Raw genomic sequence first — 17,318 nt, 5'->3', positions numbered from 1 at the left:
ACTACGCCGAGGTTGCCTGTGTGTGGTCGCTTTGCTGCTGCACCCTTGGCAACGGCAGGTAGACGCTGAAGGTGGCACCGCTGCCCTCGCTGCTGTCGACCTGGATCCGCCCGCCATGGGCCAATACGATCTGCTCGGAAATATACAGCCCCAGGCCCAGCCCGCCGCTGGCCTGCTGGGCGGCGACGCGCTCGAACTGCTGGAAGATCCGCTGCTGGTTCTGCGCACTGATGCCGATGCCTGAGTCCTGCACCTGCACGCAGGCCATGGCGCCATCCTCGAACAAACGCACCTGCACCGGCTTGCGCTCGCCATAGCGCAAGGCATTGGACAGCAGGTTGGCCAGCACTTGCTCAATGCGAAACTCGTCCCACTCGCCGTGCAGGGTCTGGCAACGCTGCAGTTCGATATGGGTTTCAAGGGCACTGGCCTGAGCACTGAAGTTCTGCACCAGGCCTTGCACCAGTTGGCCGAGGTCGAAGGCCTTGGGCCGGATCGACAGCTTGCCGGTGCGGATGCGCGACACGTCCAGCATGTCCTCGACCAGGCGGATCAGGCTGTTGATCTGCCGTTCGTCACGCTCGACCATGGCCTTGAGCTTGTCTTCGCTGAACGCCGCCAGGTTGCCGCGCGACAGGTGCATGCGGCGCAGCTGGGTTTCCAGGATCAGGCCGTTGAGCGGGGTACGCACCTCATGGGAGACGATCGACATGAAGTCGTCGCGCATGCGCACCGCTCGCTCCAGCTCGCCGCGCGCCACCTGCAACTGCGCCAGCAGTTGCTCCTGTTCGGCGCGGCTGTGTTCCAGTGCCTGCAACTGCCGGTCGAGGGCCTTGCGCTGACGGAACAGGTCGATGAACACCGACACCTTGCTCTTCACCGCGACGGTATCCAGCGGCTTGTGCAGGAAGTCCACCGCGCCGCTTTCATAACCCTTGAAGGCGTAGTTCATTTCGCGCCCGGCAGCCGTGACGAAGACGATGGGCACGTTGCGGGTCTTCTCCATGCCGCGCATCAGCTCGGCCAGTTCGAAGCCGTTCATGCCGGGCATCTGCACGTCGAGGATGGCCAGGGCGAACTCGTGGTCGAGCAGCAGCGACAACGCCTGTTCCGCCGACTGGGCCTGGTGGACCTCGCGGTCCTCGCCCTGGATCAGGGCACCGAGGGCCAGCAGGTTTTCCGGCAGGTCGTCGACGATCAGCAGTTTGGCAGTGATGTTGCTTAACATGCGTGGGGTTCCAAGGTGGCGAGCAACTGCCCGATACCGCTCAGGGAAAGGATATGGTCGGGGCGGTGCAGGGCCAGGGCGGCCTCCGGCATCAGCGCGACCTGCGCATCGCGAGGGTCCTGGACCACGGTCCGGCCGCCCCTTTGTTTGATCTGTAACAGCCCACGGGCGCCGTCTTCGTTGGCACCGGTCAGCAGTATACCGAGCAGGCCCGGGCCATAGGCATCCGCCGCCGAGGCGAACAGGTAGTCGATGGCCGGCCGGGAAAAATGCACCGGCTCTTCCTGGCTGAGGGACAACGTCAGGTCCTGCTCCACCGACAGGTGGTAACGGGGCCCGGCGACGTAGATCAGCCCCGCTTCGATCTGTGCCTTGTCGCAGGCTTCGCGTACCGGGCGGTGCAGGCGGCGCTGCAGCACTTCGGCCAGCTGGCTGTGGCGGTTGTCCGGCAAGTGCAGCACGCAGATCACCGGGATGGCGAAACCTTGCGGCAACGCGCCGAGCACGCTGAACAGCGCGCTGACGCCGCCCGCCGAGGCGCCGATGACCACCGCACGCACGCCGTTCATGATTTGCGGTAGATCCGTTCAGGCCGCACCAGCGGCTCGAAACCGTCGCTGTAGGCCGAGAAATCCACCGATTCCTTGCTGCCCAGCACCAGGAAGCCGCGGTGGCACAGCGACTCGTGGAACAGCCCCAGGGCGCGGTCCTGCAGGGTCTTGTTGAAATAGATCAGCACGTTGCGGCACGACACCAGTTGGGTCTCGGAAAACACGCTGTCGGTGGCCAGGCTGTGGTCGGCGAAGGTCACGTTGTCGCGCAGGCTGCTGTCCATGATGGCGTTGCCATAGGCGGCGGTGTAGTACTCGGCGAAGTCGCGCCGGCCACCGGCCTTGCGGTAGTTCTCTTCGTACTCGCGCATGCTCTGCAGCGAATAGATGCCCTGCTTGGCGCGCTCCAGCGAGTGCGGGTTGATGTCGGTGGCGTACAGGATGGTGCGCTCCAGCAAGCCCTCCTCACGCAGCAGGATGGCCATGGAATAGACCTCCTCGCCCGTGCTGCAACCGGCGATCCAGATCTTGATCGAGGGCCAGGTACGCAGCAGCGGCACCACTTCGTTGCGCAGCGCCAGGAAGTGGCCGGGGTCGCGGAACATCTCGCTGACCGGGATCGTCAGGTACTGCAGCAGCTCCATGAACATGCCTGGGTCGTGCAGCACGCGCTCCTGCAGCGCGGTCACCGTGCGGCAGTCGAACTGGCGCAGGGCGTGCAGGATCCGGCGCTTGATCGAAGCGCCGGAGTAGTCGCGAAAATCGTAGCTGTACTTGAGGTAGATCGCCTCGATCAGCAGCCGGATTTCAATGTCGGTGTTGCGTTCACTGGTCAAGATTTCAGATTCGCTCCAATTGCGGCAGCCACACGCGGATCAGCGAGAACAGACGGTCCAGGTCGATCGGTTTGGCCAGGTAATCGTTGGCGCCGGCCTGCAGGCAGCGCTGCTGGTCGTCCTTCATCGCCTTGGCGGTCACGGCGATGATCGGCAGCTTGCGCCAGCGCGGCTGCTGGCGGATCAGGCGGGTGGCTTCGTAGCCGTCCATCTCCGGCATCATCACGTCCATCAGCACCAGGTCGATGTCGTCGTTGGCCTCGAGCACCTCGATGGCCTCACGCCCGTTGCGGCCGATCTCGACGATGGCGCCCTTGTGCTCCAGGGCGCTGGTGAGGGCGAAGATGTTGCGCACATCGTCGTCCACCAGCAGGATCTTGCGCCCCTCGAACACCTTGTCACGGCTGCGCGCGGTCTTGAGCATGCGCTGGCGCTCGTTGGACAGCTGCGACTCGACCTTGTGCAGGAACAGCGTGACTTCGTCGAGCAGGCGCTCCGGCGAGCGTGCGCCCTTGATGATGATCGAGCGCGAGTATTTGAGCAGGTCGGCCTCTTCCTCGCGGGTGAGGTTGCGCCCGGTGTAGACGATCACCGGCGGGAAGCTGCGGATGTCCTCGGCGGTCATGCGCTTGAGCAGCTCGTTGCCGAGCATGTCGGGCAGCTTGAGGTCGATGATCATGCAGTCGTAGATGTTCTCGCGCAGCAGCGCCAGGGCGTCCTGGGCCAGGGCCACGGCGGTGATCTGGATGTCGTCGTCGCCGATCAGGCGGGCGATGCTCTCGCGCTGCAGGTCGTCGTCTTCCACCAGCAGGATGTGCTTGAGCTTCTGGGTAAGCTTGGCCTCCAGGCGAGCGAACACCGCCTTGAGCTCGTCGCGGCTGGTGGGTTTTACCGCGTAGCCCACCGCGCCCATGTGCATGGCCGCCTCGACGCGGTCTTCCACCGAAATGATGTGCACCGGGATATGCCGAGTGCCGGCCTGCTCCTTGAGGCGCTGCAGCACGGTGAGCCCGGAATGGTCGGGCAGGCGCATGTCCAGCAGGATGGCGTCGGGCAGGTACTGAGCGGCCAGTTCGAAGCCTTCGTCGGCGCTCTGCGCCACCAGGCAGCTGTAGCCCAGTTCGTGGGCCAGGTCGTAGAGGATGCGGGCGAAGTTCGGTTCGTCCTCGACCACCAGGATGCAGCGGTTGCTGAACGGCGCCAGTTCGCGGTCGTCGGTGAACGCAGGTTTCGGCCGTTCGGCACGCGCCGGCACCACCACCTGCGGCGCCGGGGGCAGTTCATCGACCGCCGGGCGCAGGCTGTGCACGGCTTTCTGCTCGCCCGAGGGCTCGTAGCGCTCGGGCAGGATCAGGTTGAACACACTGCCCTGCCCCGGGCTGCTGTCGACGCTGATCTGCCCACCGAGCAGGTGGGCCAGGTCGCGCGAGATCGACAGGCCCAGCCCGGTGCCGCCATAGCGGCGGTTGCTGGTGCCGTCGACCTGGTGGAAGGCGCCGAAGATCGCCTGCTGTTGGTCGGCGGCAATGCCGATGCCGGTGTCGCGCACGGCGAACACGATGCCCATGCCCACCTGGTGGCTGATGCGCAGGCTCACCTGGCCGCGCTCGGTGAACTTGACGGCGTTGGACAGCAAATTCTTGAGGATCTGCTCCAGGCGCTGGCGGTCGGTGAACAGCGTCGCCGGCAGGGGTTGTTCGAGCTGTACCTCGAAGTCCAGGCCCTTGTCCTGGGCGAGCGGCCGGAACATGCTCTGCAGGCCTTCGACCAGGCGCTCCAGCGGGGTGGTTTCGGCGCGCACTTCAAGCTTGCCGGCCTCGACCTTGGCGATGTCGAGGATGTCGTTGATCAGGTTGAGCAGGTCGTTGCCGGCCGAGTAGATCGACTCGGCGAACTTGACCTGCTCCTGGCTGAGGTTGCCCTCGCCGTTCTCGGCCAGCAGCTTGGCCAGGATCAGCGAGCTGTTGAGCGGCGTGCGCAGCTCGTGGGACATGTTGGCGAGGAATTCCGACTTGTACTTGCTCGACCGCTGCAGGTCGTCGGCGCGCGCCTGCAACTCCACCTGGGCCTGGTTCAGCTCGCTGTTCTTGCGGTCCAGGGCGTCGGTGCGCTCGGCCAGTTGTTCGTTGGTCTGCTCCAGTTCCGCCTGTTGCGTCTCCAGGTAGGCCTGGGACTCCTTGAGCACCCGCGACTGTTCTTCCAGCTCTTCGTTGGCAGACTTGAGCTCCTCCTGCTGGACCTGCAGTTCCTCGTTGAGCTGCTGGGTTTCGGCCAGCACTTCCTGCAGGCGCTGGCGGTAGCGGGCGCTTTCGATGGAGATGCCGATGTTCTCGGCCACACGTTCCAGCAGCTCGACATCGCGATCATGCAACGGGCGCAAGAAGCCGATTTCCACGATCCCGTTGATGCGGCCATCATCCCGGGCAGGCATCAGCAGGCCGCTGCGTGGCAAACCACGGCCAAGGCCGGAGCTGAGCTGGTAATAATCCTCGGGCAGGTCATCCAGGCGGATCAGCCGCCCCTGCATCACGGCCTGGGCCAGCAGGCCGCCATGCTCCCCCAGCACCTGCTCTTTGCCTTGCTGCTCGGCATCCAGGCCGTAGCTGGCCACCCGCACCAGGTGCCCGTGCTCGTCACGCACATAAAGTGCACCGACCACGCTCCCCAGGTAGCCGGCGAAACAGCGCAGGATGTTGTCGCCGAGCATGGGCAGCGTCAGTTGCCCCATCATCTGTTCGCCCAGTTGGGTCTGCCCGGCGCGCAGCCAGGCCTGGTGCTCCAGGCCCTCGGCAGAGCGCTGCTGCGCCTGCAGGTTGTCGGCGTAGCTTGCCGAAAGCGCCAGCAGGTCGCGCCGCCCAAGGAAGGCGAGCAACCCGCTCAGGGCGACGATGAACAGCACGAAAGCCGAGATGGCGGTGACCGTGACCGCACTGACCTTCTCGTTGCGTGCCATGCGCAGTTGCTGTTCGGTGCTGATGAAGCTGTCGAATTCCTTGCGGATCTCGTCGGTGATGCGCTTGCCACGACCGGAGCCGATCGGCAGCTGATAGTCACCTTTGTTCCGGCGCAGATTGATCATCTCGCCGCCGAAGTTGTTCCACTCGCGCTGCAGAGCGATCAGCCGCTCGATCCGCTCGACCTGTTGCGGGTTGTCCGCCACCATCCCCTTGAGGCTGTCCAGGCTGCTGAAAATGCGTGGCTTGGCCACCTCGTAGGGGTCAAGAAAACGCTCTTCGCCGGTCAGCAGGTAACCGCGCATGCCGGTTTCCATGTCGATCGACAGCTTGACCGTTTCGTTGGCATTGCCGATCACCCGATCGGTATGTTCGACCCATTGCATGGCCGAGAGCAGGTAATTGATCACCGCCACAAACGCCACGGCGCCCAGCAGCCCTACGCCCAGCGGCAGGCCGACGTTGCGGGCGAGTAGCTTGCGAAAGCTGCGTTGATCCATCGAGGCTGTTTGCATCATGTGATAAGGCCCGAGCGAAAAAAGTCCATTGAACAGTGCTGGCGGCTACATCCTGCAAGTGTAAGACCCTGCGCCACACCGACCGGGAATACAGCGAGTCTAACCAGCTTTAGCGGTTCTGGCAGGGCATTTAGCCAGTATTTGAAGGCGCTGTGCGCCAATCGTTCCATCTGATTGCACACGCCGTTAAGCTGGGGAACTTCTACCCCGCCACGGGCACAGAGTAGATACCCTTTACGCGAAACAGGATCCGTACCATGCACCTTCTGGTAGTCGAGGACGACGACATCGTTCGTATGTTGATAGTCGATGTGCTCGACGAACTGGGCTACAAAACCGTCGAGGCGGAAAATGCCGCTGCTGCACTGAAGGTTCTCGAAGATGCCGGGCAGTCGTTGGCGTTGATGATGACCGATGTCGGTTTGCCGGATATGCGCGGTGAAGAGCTGGCGGGCAAGGCCCGTGAGTTGCGGCCCCTGCTGCCTGTGCTGTTTGCCAGTGGCTTTGCCGAGAACGTGAATGTGCCTGAAGGCATGTACATGATTGCCAAGCCGTTCAGCATTGATCGGTTGCGGGACAAGGTGCGGGAGATTCTTGGGGCGGGTTGAGGTGGGGTGCTTTCTTCAAGGTTTGGTGTAGGGCTGCGAGGTGCTCGCCGTGAGAGGTGTTGCGCCTGTGAGATCGAGCGCCGCCCGCGCGGCGCATCGCTGGCAAGCCAGCTCCCACATCTGTTTCGGGCCAGTCTCTCCTGTGCCATTACCTGGTCCGCCTTGTTTGTCCGACGTGGTTCTGGCGTGGTCGCTAACGCTGCTTCACATGACTCAAGGCATGCACCAAGGCGGGCAGCGGTACTTTCACAGGACTCATTGGCCCGAAACAAATGTGGGAGCGGGCTTGCCCCGCGATGCGCCGCGCGGGCGGCGCTCGATCTCACAGGCGCTGGAAATGCCCCGTCATGCCCATGGTCCCCATATGCTTAAATAGCGCCCTTTGCCCCAAGGCCTTCCCCCATGCCCCATCTCCTGGTCCTCAGCCACCGCTGGCCCGAGCCACAGGCCTGTAGCGCCGGCCAGCACCTGCAGCAGATTCTCCAAACCCTCCTGGCCGGCGGCTGGCAGGTTACCTTCGCCAGCTCGGCCCAACCCTGCGAGCGCAAGGCCGACCTGGCGGCACTTGGCGTGATCGAGCAACACATCAGCACCGATAACCAGGACTTCTTGGCCAGCCAGGCCGCAGACGTGGTGCTGTTCGACAGTTTCACCAGCGAAGAGCGCTACACCAGCCAGGTCACCCAACACATCCCTCAAGCCCTGCGCGTGCTGCTCACCGGCGGCCTGCAAAGCCTAAGCGAGACGCGCCAGCAACTGCTGCGCCGCCGCCTGATCGAAGGCCTCGACCCTAACGACTTCCGCGCCCTGTTCGCCACCAGCGGCCCGGACCTGTATCGACACATGGCGCCCTCCGAGTTGACCCAACGCGAATTGGCGGCCATCTGGCGCTGCGACCTGACGCTACTCACCTCGCAAGCCGAGTTCGACCTGCTGGTCAACGGCTTCGGTGTGCCGGATTACCTGCTGCATTACTGCCCGCCAATGGTCGAGCCCGCCGCTACCTCGCGCCCGTTCGCCGAGCGCCAGCACTTCGTGTGCCTGGGCGACTTCGCCTCGCCGGCCCAGCATGATGCGCTGCTGTGGCTCAGGCACAACCTCTGGCCGGTGCTGCGCCGCGAGCTGCCTGAAGCGCAGCTGTACCTCCATGGCGCCAACCCGTCAGCCAGGAGCATGGCCTTGCATGCCCCGGAGCAGGGTTTGCATGTAATGGGCGAGGCGCCATGCGTCGAGACGCTGCTGGGCAGCGCCCGTGTGTACCTGGCGCCACTAAGGTCCGGTGCGGGCATCGACGGCCCGCTGCTCGAGGCGCTGCGCCAGGGCACGCCCTGCGTGACCACGCCGCTGGGTGCGGAGGGTATCCAAGGGCAGCACCCCTGGCCGGGCAGCGTTGCCGACACCGCCGAAGGGCTGGCCAAGGCGGCCGCGCAGCTGTACGGCGACGCGGCACAGTGGCAACGGGCGCAGGACGCCTGCGAGCCGCTGCTCAAGGCACGCTTCGACCGTCAGCGGCATGCCACCGTGCTCCTCGGGCGTATTGAACACAGCCTCGTTCATCTGCACGAACAGCGGCTGTACAACTTCGTCGGGGCCATGTTGCGGCGCGAACGCCGATAACCGGCTGCCTGACGACGCGGCAGCACGGCCTCAGGGTTCGCGGCGCAACAAGTAGGTGTCCATGATCCAGCCCTTGCGCCGCCGGGCCTGCTCGCGAGCGTCGAGAATCTGCGCCTTGACCTGTTGCAGCGGCCCGGCGATCAACAGCTCATCGACCGTGCCCAGGTAGGCCCCCCAGTAGATCGTCAGTTGCGGGTCCTCCAGTGCGGCAAACGCGCACTGGCCATCGAGCATCACCAGCGCATTGTCGATCCGCGCCTGCCCAGCCAGGCGACGGCCCGGCAGCACGGTCAACGGCTCGCCGATGCGATTGAGGGGAACCTGATGCCTGGCCGCCAGGGCCTGAATACTGCTGATGCCAGGAATCACCTGAAGCGCCAGCGCAAGGCCACGCTGACGCACGAGCTCGAGGATGCGCAAGGTGCTGTCATACAGCCCCGGCTCACCCCAGAGCAGGAAAGCGCCGACATCATCGGCACCGAGCTCGTCCTCGATCAGCCGGGCATACAGCGCGGCGCGCTGCACGTGCCAGTCGTGCACGGCCGCAACGTAGTCCGCTGCCTGGGCATCGCGCCGTGGGTCGGCGACCTGTACCAGGCGGTAGCCGCCATCAGGCAGGTAGCGTTCGAGGATGGTTTTGCGCAGGCCCACCAGTTCGTCTTTCTCCTGCCCCTTGTCGAGCACGAAGAACACCGTGGCACGGCCCATGGCCTCGACGGCCTCGTAGGTGACCTGGCGCGGGTCGCCCGGGCCGATACCAATCAACAGAAGTTGCTTCATCACTTGCCCTGCCTGGTTACCGGCGGTCATTCTCGGATGGCCACCGGTTTTTGGCAAAGGGGGGCTTAGAACACCGAGAAGTTGTAGCTGACGATCACCCGCGTCTCGTCCATGTCCCGCGCCCACTTTTCGTAGTTGCTGCGGTAAGTGGAGTTGCGTAGGCGCACGCTGACGTCCTTGAACGTGCCGCTTTGCACCTGGTACTTGAGCTCGGTGTCGCGCTCCCACTCTTTGCCTTCGGCAGTGCTGCCCGGCACCTTGATGTTGTCGCCGTTGATATAGCGGGTGAAGAACGTCAGGCCGGGAACGCCAATGGCCTTGAAGTCGTAGTCGTAACGCAGCTGCCAGGAGCGCTCCTGGGCGGCGGCGAAGTCGTTGACCTGGGCGTAGTTGACCAGGTACGGGTTGGTGCCGTCGAGGTACGGCATGGCGCTTTCGCCATACATGCGCTGCCAACCGGCGCTGAGCTTGTGGCCGCCCAGGCTGTAGCCGAGCATGCCGCTGAAGGCGCGGTGGTCGATGTTGCCGGCGCGAGCGTTGCCGATGTCATCGCTCTTGATCAGGCGCAGGTCGGCCGACAGCGTACCCACCTGCAGCGGCTGGCTGGCAACCAGGCCGAGGAAGTGCTGGCGGTAGATATTCTCGAGTTTGGACACCTGGTACTGGGCACTGACACGCTCGTTGAAGCGGTAATCGATGCCGCCCAGGTCGAAGTGGTCGGCCTCGATATCGCAGGCGTAGCGCTTGTTCTTGCAGTGCACGCGGATGTCCTGGCGGTCGGTGGAGTCCCGCGCGGTGTACTGATTCAGGCGCGCCAGGGTGAACTTGAGGTCACGCACTTCTTCGGAGGTGAGCCAGGCACCGTGGAACATGGTCGGCAACAAACGGCCATCGTTGTACTTGAGCAGGGGTACGTCCGGCATCATCGAACCGTACTTGAGCATGGTCTCGGAGACCTTCACCTTGCCGGCAATTCCCATCTTGGCGTACTGGTCGGCGGAGTGGCGCGGGTCATGCCCGGACGACGGCAGCAGCCCGCTGTTACTGTCAGCAGGGCTGGAGTCCAGTTTGAAACCGACCATCCCCAAGGCATCCACCCCGAAGCCTACCGGGCCTTGGGTATAACCGGACTGGACATTGAGGATGAACCCTTGCGCCCACTCTTCGCGCTTCGACGCGCCCTGGCTGGAACTGCTGTGACCATCACGGAAGTCGCGGTTGAAATAGACATTGCGGGCTTCGATCTTGGCACTGCTGTCTTCAACAAAACCGGCAGCCTGGGCACTGACACCGGCGCACAGCAAGAACAAGCCGGCAACACTGCGCCCGGGGGCGAGAGGAAAAGGGGCAAACATGCGAGGGAACATCCAGAGAAAGGCAAAAAACAATCCGGGCAGCCACCTGCACCGGCACTACGCGATGAACGAACAGATTTCGACCATCATCGCCAATTTTGCCCCGAAGGCTCTGGAATGAGCCATTGGACCATGGTCTAGCGCAGCCGAGAGCAGCCAATGAAGCAGTTTCAAAGCGGTTGCGAAAAACCGGCAAAGTTCCCGGATAATCAATTGAAAGTTTACTGTTTACCCCCCTGCCCGCGACTACTACACTCACTAACAGCGAACAGCAATACCCACCCGCGTGGCCGGCGTCTAGTGTGACTTCCATGTTCGTTACGCCATGCCACGGCAGACTTACAGGAGTGATGACAGTGTCCAGACTTGCAGAGTTTCGTGCTGCCGAAAAAGCGCTACAGGAACAGATGGCACAACTGGAAGCGCTGAAAAAGGATGCCGGCCTCAAACGCGAAATCGAATTCGAGCAGAAACTAGTCGGCCTGATGAAAAGCTATGACAAGAGCCTGCGCGACATCATCGCCATTCTCGACCCCAAAGCGACCGCGCGGGGCCCGGCAGTTGCCGCCAAACAGCAACGCCGCCCGCGTGTGGTGAAGGTGTACGAGAACCCCCACACCGGCGAGCTGATCGAGACCAAAGGCGGCAACCACCGTGGGCTGAAGGCCTGGAAAGAACAGTACGGGGCGCAGACCGTGGAAAGCTGGGTTCGCTGATGAAATATCAACACCGGCTTCACACATTTTTCACAAGCGCTGTAACAGTATCGAACCAGCTAAAGGACTAGCGACCCCATCACGCGCCCGCACATGCGGGCCTCTAATTCCGGCGCCCTGCACTCGTGCAGGGCGCTTTCGTTTGCGCTCGAGGCTGACTGCCGTATCATGCCCTCCTGTATTTAGGCTTTGTACGAAAAGTGCCTGCGCGACGATCATGCTGCGTTGAAAACAGGCTCGGAATGCTCATTGACAACCAGTCAACTCCGCTTCCTCGCCTGTTTTCGCCTTGCCTGATCGCCGCTCGGCGACTTTTCGTACAAACCCTAGGCCCTGATTCTGGAGTCCCCATGAGCCTGCATGATCTGAACACCCTGCCCGGCGTCACCGCCCAGCCAGACACCGCCACCGCCCAATTCGTATTCAACCACACCATGCTGCGGGTCAAGGACATCGAGAAATCGCTGGACTTCTACACCCGCGTGCTGGGTTTCCGCCTGGTGGACAAGCGCGACTTCCCAGAAGCGGCCTTCAGCCTGTATTTCCTGGCCCTGGTCGACCCGGCGCAGATCCCTGCCGACGACGCCGAGCGCCACCAGTGGATGAAATCGATCCCTGGCGTGCTGGAACTGACCCACAACCACGGCACCGAGAACGACCCTGAGTTCGCCTACCACAACGGCAACACCGACCCGCGCGGCTTTGGCCACATCTGCATTTCGGTGCCGGACGTACGCGAAGCCTGCGCGCGTTTCGAGGCGCTGGACGTGCCCTTCCAGAAGCGCCTGGCCGATGGCCGCATGAACCACCTGGCCTTCGTCAAGGACCCGGATGGTTACTGGGTCGAAGTCATCCAACCGACCGCGCTGAAAGACTGACAGACGGCGCTCGCGCTCGTCGGGCCGGGAACTACCGGCCCCTTGCCGTGGTATATGGAAGTAACCCTTCCATAGCCACAGCGAGGTAAGGACGATGCAAACCCTTCACTGTGAATACCGCGAGCACACCATCACCGCCAGTGTGATGCCCCACCCCGATTCCCCCCTGCCCTATGCCGCCGGCTGCCTGATTACCGACCCAGGCGGGCATACCAGCAAGCGCCTGTCGTTGCCGATGAAATTCTTCGCCGACCTGGAAAACGCCCAGCATGTGTCCCTGGCCCATGGCCGGGCGCTGGTCGATCATCAGTTGGATGACGGGCACAAGGTGTTTTGAGCCCAGCGTATGCACGCCCACTGTAGGAGCGGCCTTGTGTCGCGATAGGGCCGCAAAGCGGCCCCAGGGTTTCAGCGTGAAAGCAGAAATCGCCGGGGCTGCTCCGCAGCCCTTTCGCGACACAAGGCCGCTCCTACACCGACCGCGCTGGCTTCAAACCATGCGTAATCCTGCATTCAGCCGCCTTGGGCAAAGGCCACCGCCGCCGCCACCTGCTCGTCCGACGGCCGCACCCCGGTATACAGCACGAACTGCTCCAGTGCCTGCAGGGCGATCACCTCAAGCCCGGTGATCACCGGTACGCCCAGCGTTTCCGCCCGCAGGATCAGCGGTGTGCGCGCTGGCATCGCCACCACGTCGAACACCCGCTCGGCCGCGGCGATCGCATTTTCCGAAAACGCCAGCTGATCGGCCTCCGGCCCGCCAGCCATGCCGATCGGCGTGACATTGACCAGCATCGGCGGGCACATGTCGCCCAGCTCGGGCAACCAACCATAGCCACAGACATCCGCCAGGTGCCGCCCGGCCTGTTCGTTGCGGGCAACGATGGTGCCGTTGGCGAAGCCCGCATCACGCAGCGCACTGGCCACCGCCTTGGCCATACCGCCGCTGCCGCGCAAGGCAAAGACGGTGCCAGGGTCGACCTGGTGGCGCTGCAGCAGCTGACGTACCGCCAGGTAGTCGGTGTTGTAGGCCTTGAGGTGACCGTCGGTGTTGACCAGCGTGTTGACCGACTCGATCGCCAGCGCAGACGGATCAACCTCATCCACCAGCGCCATGCAGGCCTCCTTGTACGGCATCGACACACCGCAGCCGCGAATGCCCAGGGCGCGAATACCGGCCACCGCGGCAGGCAGGTCCTGGGTGGTCATGGCCTTGTAGTAGTAATCCAGCCCGAGCTGCTGATAGAGGTGATTGTGAAAACGCACGCCGAAGGTACCGGGGCGTCCGGCCAGGGAAATGCACAACACGGTGGCGCTGCTGGGGGATGGGATCATTGCCGCTCCTGTCGAGGCTGCTGAAACGATTGACTGAGCGTAACAGAGGCTGCCGCCTGTCGCCCCTTACACAACCTTTACCCTTCCCCTGCGCTCACTTGACCCTGACTGCGGTCATAGTAATCAGGCCCCAAGCGTGGGGTTGTCTTGCGAGGATTGACCATGAAGCGTTTCATCCCCGGAATCGCCCTGCTGGTCGGCGCGCTGGCCGTCAGCGGGCAGGCGTCCGCCCACGGTGGCGGCTGGTATGGCCCGGGGCCGGTGATCGGCGCGGCAGTGGTGGGCGCGGTGGTCGGGGCAGCCGTCAGCGGTGGGCATGACCGTACCGTCTACGTCGAGCGCCAACCCGCCTATTACCCACCGCCACCGGTTTATGTGCAAGCACCGCCGCCGCCCGTGTACTACCAGCCCTACGTGGTCGAACAGTATGTGCCGGCACCGCCGCCACCGGTGTATCGCCGCTACTACGGCCCGCCGCCGGTCTACTACGGCCCGCCTCGCTGGTAGTCGGCACAGTTGATGAAATCAATGACCACTATCGAAGCCATCGATTTCAAACCTTCACGGCGTCTGCGTAATGTGGGGCCATGTTTCACAGGAGATCCCCCATGGCCCCCATCCAGATCATGTCCGTCATCGGCAGCGCCGTACCGGCCAGCCTGCGTGCCCAAGGCCAGCTGGCGTGCTGGTACCTGATGCGCAACGGCGAAGCCATCAGCGGCCCGTTGACCACCCGCTCCTCGGCCGAGACCCTGGCCGGGCAGTTGCTCGACAGCTGCCTTATTGCCTGAACCGAATCTGTTGTTGTGTGTTGCTCCCCAAGCGTCCCCTCGCCCGCCTTCATGGCGGGCTTTTTTTTGCCCGACGCAAGTGGTCCCGATAACGCAAAGGCGCCAAAACTGGCCTCAAAACAACATGATGATGCAAGCAAACACCGCGACCCCAACGCCTGATACCCAGTTTCTTTCGGCGGTCTCACTTCGCCAATCGCCCTGTGGGCGCCGGCCCAGGCTGGCGATCTTCACGACTGGCCAGCCGAGCCAGTAAAAGAAGAACCAGAAAATGATCTCCAGAAAGAGACTAGTGAACGCCTTCCCCAAGAACGCGAGAACTTCGGCCATGTCGGCGTCCTCAATACAACACGCTCACAGTGTAGGTGTTTGATCGACATTCATTTTGCACCGCCAGCGCAGAGCGCCCCGCCCCATCCGTTCGAGGAAACTGTTCACAGGGCGCTCTGCGGTGATGATGACGGTGTTTGGTTAATACCGCCGATACTCATGGCCACCACGATCCTCATCGTAGTAATGCCGGTGATGCCTTCCATCGTGCCAATACGGCCAGCAACCGCTCAACACCACCACCGCTGACAGTATTGCGACCCAAGCAGCTTTTCGTTTCATTTGAGTGTCTCCGGCCAGGCGAAGCCAGGCCTTGCATAGTTTGGACCTCGGTAAAATTGCAGGTTCAAACAATGCCGCTCCACTCATCCCTTCACATGCAACTGCATTAGCAGACGTCAGGCGACCTTAAGGCAGAATGTTGTAAGCCAGCGTAAATCGCCTGACCCTCTCTGCCCGACAGCGCCTCAAGAGCCTTCGCCCTTTACCTGGCAAATGCCATTGGCTCGGTTCTTACCGGTATAGGAAACGCTCGCAGAGCCGTCCGGGTTGATCGACAGCGAGATCGTCACACCGCTGCCCTTGGCTTCGAAATAGTTGTCGTTGAACCTCTTCAGCTTGCCTTCCTTGCCATTGATGTAGATAGGGCCACCCTTGTCGGCGTGCACCTCGATGTTGCCTGGGCACGTGGCGTTCACCAGCGGAATTCCAGCCTGAGCAGCGCCCGACGCAACCAGCATGACACCCAGCAGTAGTCGCCTCATCTCACATTCCTTGAGTGGATTGATCGAGACGGAAGCAGTAGTCCAATTTGGCTCTGGCCGCCAGCGCTCTGCACCAACGACCGGGCCAAAAATCGCCAAGCCGGAAGAGAAGGTAATGGGTACAGAATCGGTACAGGATTAAATTTCGTTCACCTTGCGCCCTTTGGATATAAGGCATTCGACAGCCTTTAAGCCATACTCCACAATGCATCGGTTTTTGGGGGAAAACCCTTGCACAGCCAACGACATACCAACATTTAGTGAGCCTCAACGTGAAAACTTCCCTGTCCATCCTCAGCCTGCTGCTGTTGCTCACAGGTACTGCGACCCTCCCGTCGACCGCTGCTGCACAACCCCCGGCCCAGGCCCAACGTGACCCCAGCAAGTTGCACCTGGCCTCCGGCAGCGCCCTGCTGATCGACCTCAACACCAACCAGGAGCTGTACGCCAGCCACGCCGATCGCGTGCGCCCCATCGCCTCGGTCACCAAGCTGATGACCGCGATGGTCGTGCTCGACGCCAAGCTGCCCATGGACGAAATGCTCAGCATGACCATCGCCAACAACCCGGAGATGAAAGGCGTGTATTCGCGGGTGCGCCTGGGTAGCGAGCTGAACCGTCGCGAGACGCTGCTGATTACCCTGATGTCGTCGGAGAACCGCGCCGCCACCACCCTGGCCAACCACTACCCTGGTGGCTACGGCGCGTTCATCAAGGCCATGAATGCCAAGGCCCGCGCACTGGGCATGAGCCATACCCGCTACGTCGAGCCGACCGGCCTGTCGACGCTGAACGTGTCCACCGCCCAGGACCTGGCCAAACTGCTGATGGCCTCGCGCAAGTACCCGATGCTCGGCGAACTCTCGACCACCCGGGAAAAGACCGTGGCGTTCCGCAAACCCAACTACACCCTGGGCTTCCGTAACACCGACCACCTGGTCAACAAGAGCAACTGGGACATCAAGCTGACCAAGACCGGCTTCACCAACGAGGCGGGCCACTGCCTGGTGCTGCTGACCCGGATGGACAACCGCCCGGTGGCCATGGTGATTCTCGACGCCTACGGCAAGTACACCCACTTCGCCGATGCCAGCCGCATGCGCCAGTGGCTGGAAACCGGCAGCGCCAAGGCGGCGCCGTCGGTGGCCATGCAGTACAAGAGCGAGCGCCAGGCCCGCCCGCGCCTGGTTCAGGACTGAAATCCCGCACCGCCCCGCAGGACGCGGGGCACGCCTTCAGCGGCGGCCTTCGGCCAGCATGCGCACGGCCAGCCCCGCCAGCACGGTCCCCATCAGCCAACGCTGAACCTGCTGCCACACCGGCCGCCCGGCGAGAAATACGGCGATGGAGCCAGCCATCACCGCGATCAACGCATTCACCGACACACTGATCATGATCTGCGTGCAGCCCAGCACCAGCGACTGGGCCAGCACACTGCCGTGGCCCGGTTCGATGAACTGTGGCATCAGCGACAGGTACATCACCGCGATCTTGGGATTGAGCAGGCTGGTCAACAGGCCCATGCCGAACAGCCGGCGCGGGCTGTCCGCCGGCAGGTCGCGCACCTGGAACGGCGAGCGGCCACCCGGACGCAGCGCCTGCCAGGCCAGGTACAGCAAGTACAAGGCGCCGCCGATGCGCAGCGCGTCGTAGGCCAGCGGCACCGCCATCACCAGCGCGGTGATGCCCAGTGCCGCGCACAGCATGTAGATGACGAAGCCCAGGGCCACGCCGCCCAGCGAAATCAGCCCGGCCGCACGGCCCTGGCAGATCGAGCGGGAGATCAGGTAGATCATGTTCGGGCCGGGGGTGAGGACCATGCCCAGGCAGATCAGGGCGAAGGCCAGCAGGCTGGTGAGTTCAGGCATCGTGCACGTCCTTGTGGTGGTGAGTGGGCGAAGTGTATCCGCAGATGATCCCGCCTTGAAACGCTGATCCATGCTTGGGATCGCATATGGGCCACCAAGTGTATGGCGATAGATCTGCAGCGCTCTCAAGATCGAGCGCCGCCCGCGCGGCGCATCGCGGGGCAAGCCCGCTCCCACATCTGTTTCGGG

19 protein-coding genes are annotated in these 17,318 nt (G+C 63.1%); 9 read left to right on the top strand and 10 right to left on the bottom strand.

Annotated features, from left to right (window positions below; genetic code table 11):
- Nucleotide 1: 1 nt before the first annotated feature.
- The 4 genes from EJA05_RS11540 to EJA05_RS11525 are packed head-to-tail and all read right to left on the bottom strand — an operon-like array spanning nucleotide 2 to nucleotide 6,087.
- Entirely contained in the window at nucleotides 2–1,228 is a 1,227-nt protein-coding gene (locus tag EJA05_RS11540; RefSeq protein ID WP_125858330.1) for a hybrid sensor histidine kinase/response regulator, read from the bottom strand.
- Nucleotides 1,222–1,797 (bottom strand): chemotaxis protein CheB, encoded by a 576-nt coding sequence (locus EJA05_RS11535; RefSeq protein ID WP_125858329.1) that lies wholly within the window; start codon nucleotides 1,795–1,797, stop codon nucleotides 1,222–1,224. Before EJA05_RS11535 ends, EJA05_RS11540 begins: the two co-directional genes overlap by 7 nt.
- Nucleotides 1,794–2,615, bottom strand: a complete 822-nt coding sequence (locus tag EJA05_RS11530) for a CheR family methyltransferase (RefSeq protein ID WP_110994616.1) — start codon at nucleotides 2,613–2,615, stop codon at nucleotides 1,794–1,796. Before EJA05_RS11530 ends, EJA05_RS11535 begins: the two co-directional genes overlap by 4 nt.
- A gap of 4 nt (nucleotides 2,616–2,619) precedes the next feature.
- A complete protein-coding gene (locus EJA05_RS11525; protein ID WP_125858328.1) occupies nucleotides 2,620–6,087 on the bottom strand; it encodes a response regulator in 3,468 nt (1,155 codons plus the stop codon).
- Between the two features lie 257 nt (nucleotides 6,088–6,344).
- Here EJA05_RS11525 and EJA05_RS11520 point away from each other — a divergent pair, with 257 nt between their 5' ends.
- Together EJA05_RS11520 and EJA05_RS11510 are read left to right on the top strand one after the other, a co-directional pair.
- On the top strand, nucleotides 6,345–6,695 hold the full coding sequence (locus tag EJA05_RS11520; protein ID WP_125858327.1) for a response regulator: 351 nt from the start codon (nucleotides 6,345–6,347) through the stop codon (nucleotides 6,693–6,695).
- Between the two features lie 402 nt (nucleotides 6,696–7,097).
- Entirely contained in the window at nucleotides 7,098–8,312 is a 1,215-nt protein-coding gene (locus EJA05_RS11510) for a glycosyltransferase (protein WP_125858326.1), read from the top strand.
- Between the two features lie 30 nt (nucleotides 8,313–8,342).
- Here the strand turns inward: EJA05_RS11510 and cobF are convergent, their stop codons facing one another.
- Both cobF and EJA05_RS11500 read right to left on the bottom strand, forming a co-directional pair.
- The gene (cobF, locus tag EJA05_RS11505) at nucleotides 8,343–9,092 is read right to left on the bottom strand and encodes a precorrin-6A synthase (deacetylating) (protein WP_125858325.1); all 750 of its coding nucleotides are present in this window, start codon (nucleotides 9,090–9,092) and stop codon (nucleotides 8,343–8,345) included.
- Between the two features lie 65 nt (nucleotides 9,093–9,157).
- Nucleotides 9,158–10,447 carry an OprD family porin gene (locus tag EJA05_RS11500; RefSeq protein ID WP_125858324.1) on the bottom strand — a complete coding sequence of 430 codons (1,290 nt, stop codon included), beginning with the start codon at nucleotides 10,445–10,447 and terminating at the stop codon, nucleotides 9,158–9,160.
- Here EJA05_RS11500 and EJA05_RS28555 point away from each other — a divergent pair.
- The 4 genes from EJA05_RS28555 to EJA05_RS11480 all read left to right on the top strand — a co-directional run bounded on the left by EJA05_RS28555 (nucleotide 10,446) and on the right by EJA05_RS11480 (nucleotide 12,378).
- The gene (locus EJA05_RS28555; protein WP_267285395.1) at nucleotides 10,446–10,568 is read left to right on the top strand and encodes a hypothetical protein; all 123 of its coding nucleotides are present in this window, start codon (nucleotides 10,446–10,448) and stop codon (nucleotides 10,566–10,568) included. The genes EJA05_RS11500 and EJA05_RS28555 overlap by 2 nt on opposite strands.
- Before the next feature lie 235 nt (nucleotides 10,569–10,803).
- On the top strand, nucleotides 10,804–11,163 hold the full coding sequence (locus tag EJA05_RS11495) for a histone-like nucleoid-structuring protein, MvaT/MvaU family (protein ID WP_110994653.1): 360 nt from the start codon (nucleotides 10,804–10,806) through the stop codon (nucleotides 11,161–11,163).
- A 350-nt stretch (nucleotides 11,164–11,513) separates the two neighbouring features.
- On the top strand, nucleotides 11,514–12,041 hold the full coding sequence (gloA, locus tag EJA05_RS11485) for a lactoylglutathione lyase (RefSeq protein ID WP_110994621.1): 528 nt from the start codon (nucleotides 11,514–11,516) through the stop codon (nucleotides 12,039–12,041).
- 94 nt (nucleotides 12,042–12,135) lie between these two features.
- Nucleotides 12,136–12,378, top strand: coding sequence for a hypothetical protein (locus EJA05_RS11480; protein ID WP_125463705.1), 243 nt, complete (start codon nucleotides 12,136–12,138; stop codon nucleotides 12,376–12,378).
- 176 nt (nucleotides 12,379–12,554) lie between these two features.
- On the opposite strand, the gene EJA05_RS11475 is transcribed toward EJA05_RS11480, so the two are convergent.
- Nucleotides 12,555–13,376: a shikimate 5-dehydrogenase gene (locus tag EJA05_RS11475; RefSeq protein WP_125858323.1), complete on the bottom strand. Its 822-nt coding sequence runs from the start codon at nucleotides 13,374–13,376 to the stop codon at nucleotides 12,555–12,557.
- A gap of 162 nt (nucleotides 13,377–13,538) precedes the next feature.
- On the opposite strand from EJA05_RS11475, the gene EJA05_RS11470 reads away from it, so the two are divergent.
- Nucleotides 13,539–13,883 (top strand): hypothetical protein, encoded by a 345-nt coding sequence (locus tag EJA05_RS11470; protein WP_110994624.1) that lies wholly within the window; start codon nucleotides 13,539–13,541, stop codon nucleotides 13,881–13,883.
- A gap of 101 nt (nucleotides 13,884–13,984) precedes the next feature.
- On the top strand, nucleotides 13,985–14,167 hold the full coding sequence (locus EJA05_RS11465) for a hypothetical protein (RefSeq protein ID WP_125463702.1): 183 nt from the start codon (nucleotides 13,985–13,987) through the stop codon (nucleotides 14,165–14,167).
- Nucleotides 14,168–14,281: 114 nt separating this feature from the next.
- On the opposite strand, the gene EJA05_RS11460 is transcribed toward EJA05_RS11465, so the two are convergent.
- Both EJA05_RS11460 and EJA05_RS11455 read right to left on the bottom strand, forming a co-directional pair.
- Nucleotides 14,282–14,497, bottom strand: coding sequence for a hypothetical protein (locus EJA05_RS11460; protein ID WP_125463701.1), 216 nt, complete (start codon nucleotides 14,495–14,497; stop codon nucleotides 14,282–14,284).
- Nucleotides 14,498–14,964: 467 nt separating this feature from the next.
- Nucleotides 14,965–15,261 (bottom strand): hypothetical protein, encoded by a 297-nt coding sequence (locus EJA05_RS11455; RefSeq protein ID WP_125858322.1) that lies wholly within the window; start codon nucleotides 15,259–15,261, stop codon nucleotides 14,965–14,967.
- A 272-nt stretch (nucleotides 15,262–15,533) separates the two neighbouring features.
- Here EJA05_RS11455 and pbpG point away from each other — a divergent pair, with 272 nt between their 5' ends.
- Entirely contained in the window at nucleotides 15,534–16,460 is a 927-nt protein-coding gene (gene pbpG / locus EJA05_RS11450) for a D-alanyl-D-alanine endopeptidase (RefSeq protein WP_125463699.1), read from the top strand.
- Nucleotides 16,461–16,496: 36 nt separating this feature from the next.
- Here pbpG and EJA05_RS11445 read toward each other — a convergent pair whose 3' ends face one another.
- Complete coding sequence (locus EJA05_RS11445; protein WP_125463698.1) at nucleotides 16,497–17,129, bottom strand: LysE family translocator; 633 nt, start codon at nucleotides 17,127–17,129, stop codon at nucleotides 16,497–16,499.
- Nucleotides 17,130–17,318 lie beyond the last annotated feature (189 nt).

Source organism: Pseudomonas oryziphila (assembly GCF_003940825.1).
GTDB classification, from domain to species: Bacteria; Pseudomonadota; Gammaproteobacteria; order Pseudomonadales; family Pseudomonadaceae; genus Aquipseudomonas; species Aquipseudomonas sichuanensis.
Note: the sequence above shows the minus strand (reverse complement) of the source record. Positions and strands in the feature narration are given on the sequence as shown.

Excerpts from the sequence above, each read along its gene's own strand:
- EJA05_RS11470 (WP_110994624.1), top strand. The coding sequence starts at position 13,539 with ATGAAGCGTTTCATCCCCGGAATCGCCCTGCTGGTCGGCGCGCTGGCC.
- EJA05_RS11525 (WP_125858328.1), bottom strand. The coding sequence starts at position 6,087 with ATGATGCAAACAGCCTCGATGGATCAACGCAGCTTTCGCAAGCTACTC.
- gloA (WP_110994621.1), top strand. The coding sequence starts at position 11,514 with ATGAGCCTGCATGATCTGAACACCCTGCCCGGCGTCACCGCCCAGCCA.
- EJA05_RS28555 (WP_267285395.1), top strand. The coding sequence starts at position 10,446 with ATGCGAGGGAACATCCAGAGAAAGGCAAAAAACAATCCGGGCAGCCAC.
- EJA05_RS11510 (WP_125858326.1), top strand. The coding sequence starts at position 7,098 with ATGCCCCATCTCCTGGTCCTCAGCCACCGCTGGCCCGAGCCACAGGCC.
- EJA05_RS11460 (WP_125463701.1), bottom strand. The coding sequence starts at position 14,497 with ATGGCCGAAGTTCTCGCGTTCTTGGGGAAGGCGTTCACTAGTCTCTTT.
- EJA05_RS11500 (WP_125858324.1), bottom strand. The coding sequence starts at position 10,447 with ATGTTTGCCCCTTTTCCTCTCGCCCCCGGGCGCAGTGTTGCCGGCTTG.
- EJA05_RS11445 (WP_125463698.1), bottom strand. The coding sequence starts at position 17,129 with ATGCCTGAACTCACCAGCCTGCTGGCCTTCGCCCTGATCTGCCTGGGC.
- EJA05_RS11455 (WP_125858322.1), bottom strand. The coding sequence starts at position 15,261 with ATGAGGCGACTACTGCTGGGTGTCATGCTGGTTGCGTCGGGCGCTGCT.
- EJA05_RS11540 (WP_125858330.1), bottom strand. The coding sequence starts at position 1,228 with ATGTTAAGCAACATCACTGCCAAACTGCTGATCGTCGACGACCTGCCG.
- EJA05_RS11535 (WP_125858329.1), bottom strand. The coding sequence starts at position 1,797 with ATGAACGGCGTGCGTGCGGTGGTCATCGGCGCCTCGGCGGGCGGCGTC.
- EJA05_RS11480 (WP_125463705.1), top strand. The coding sequence starts at position 12,136 with ATGCAAACCCTTCACTGTGAATACCGCGAGCACACCATCACCGCCAGT.
- EJA05_RS11465 (WP_125463702.1), top strand. The coding sequence starts at position 13,985 with ATGGCCCCCATCCAGATCATGTCCGTCATCGGCAGCGCCGTACCGGCC.
- EJA05_RS11475 (WP_125858323.1), bottom strand. The coding sequence starts at position 13,376 with ATGATCCCATCCCCCAGCAGCGCCACCGTGTTGTGCATTTCCCTGGCC.
- cobF (WP_125858325.1), bottom strand. The coding sequence starts at position 9,092 with ATGAAGCAACTTCTGTTGATTGGTATCGGCCCGGGCGACCCGCGCCAG.
- EJA05_RS11520 (WP_125858327.1), top strand. The coding sequence starts at position 6,345 with ATGCACCTTCTGGTAGTCGAGGACGACGACATCGTTCGTATGTTGATA.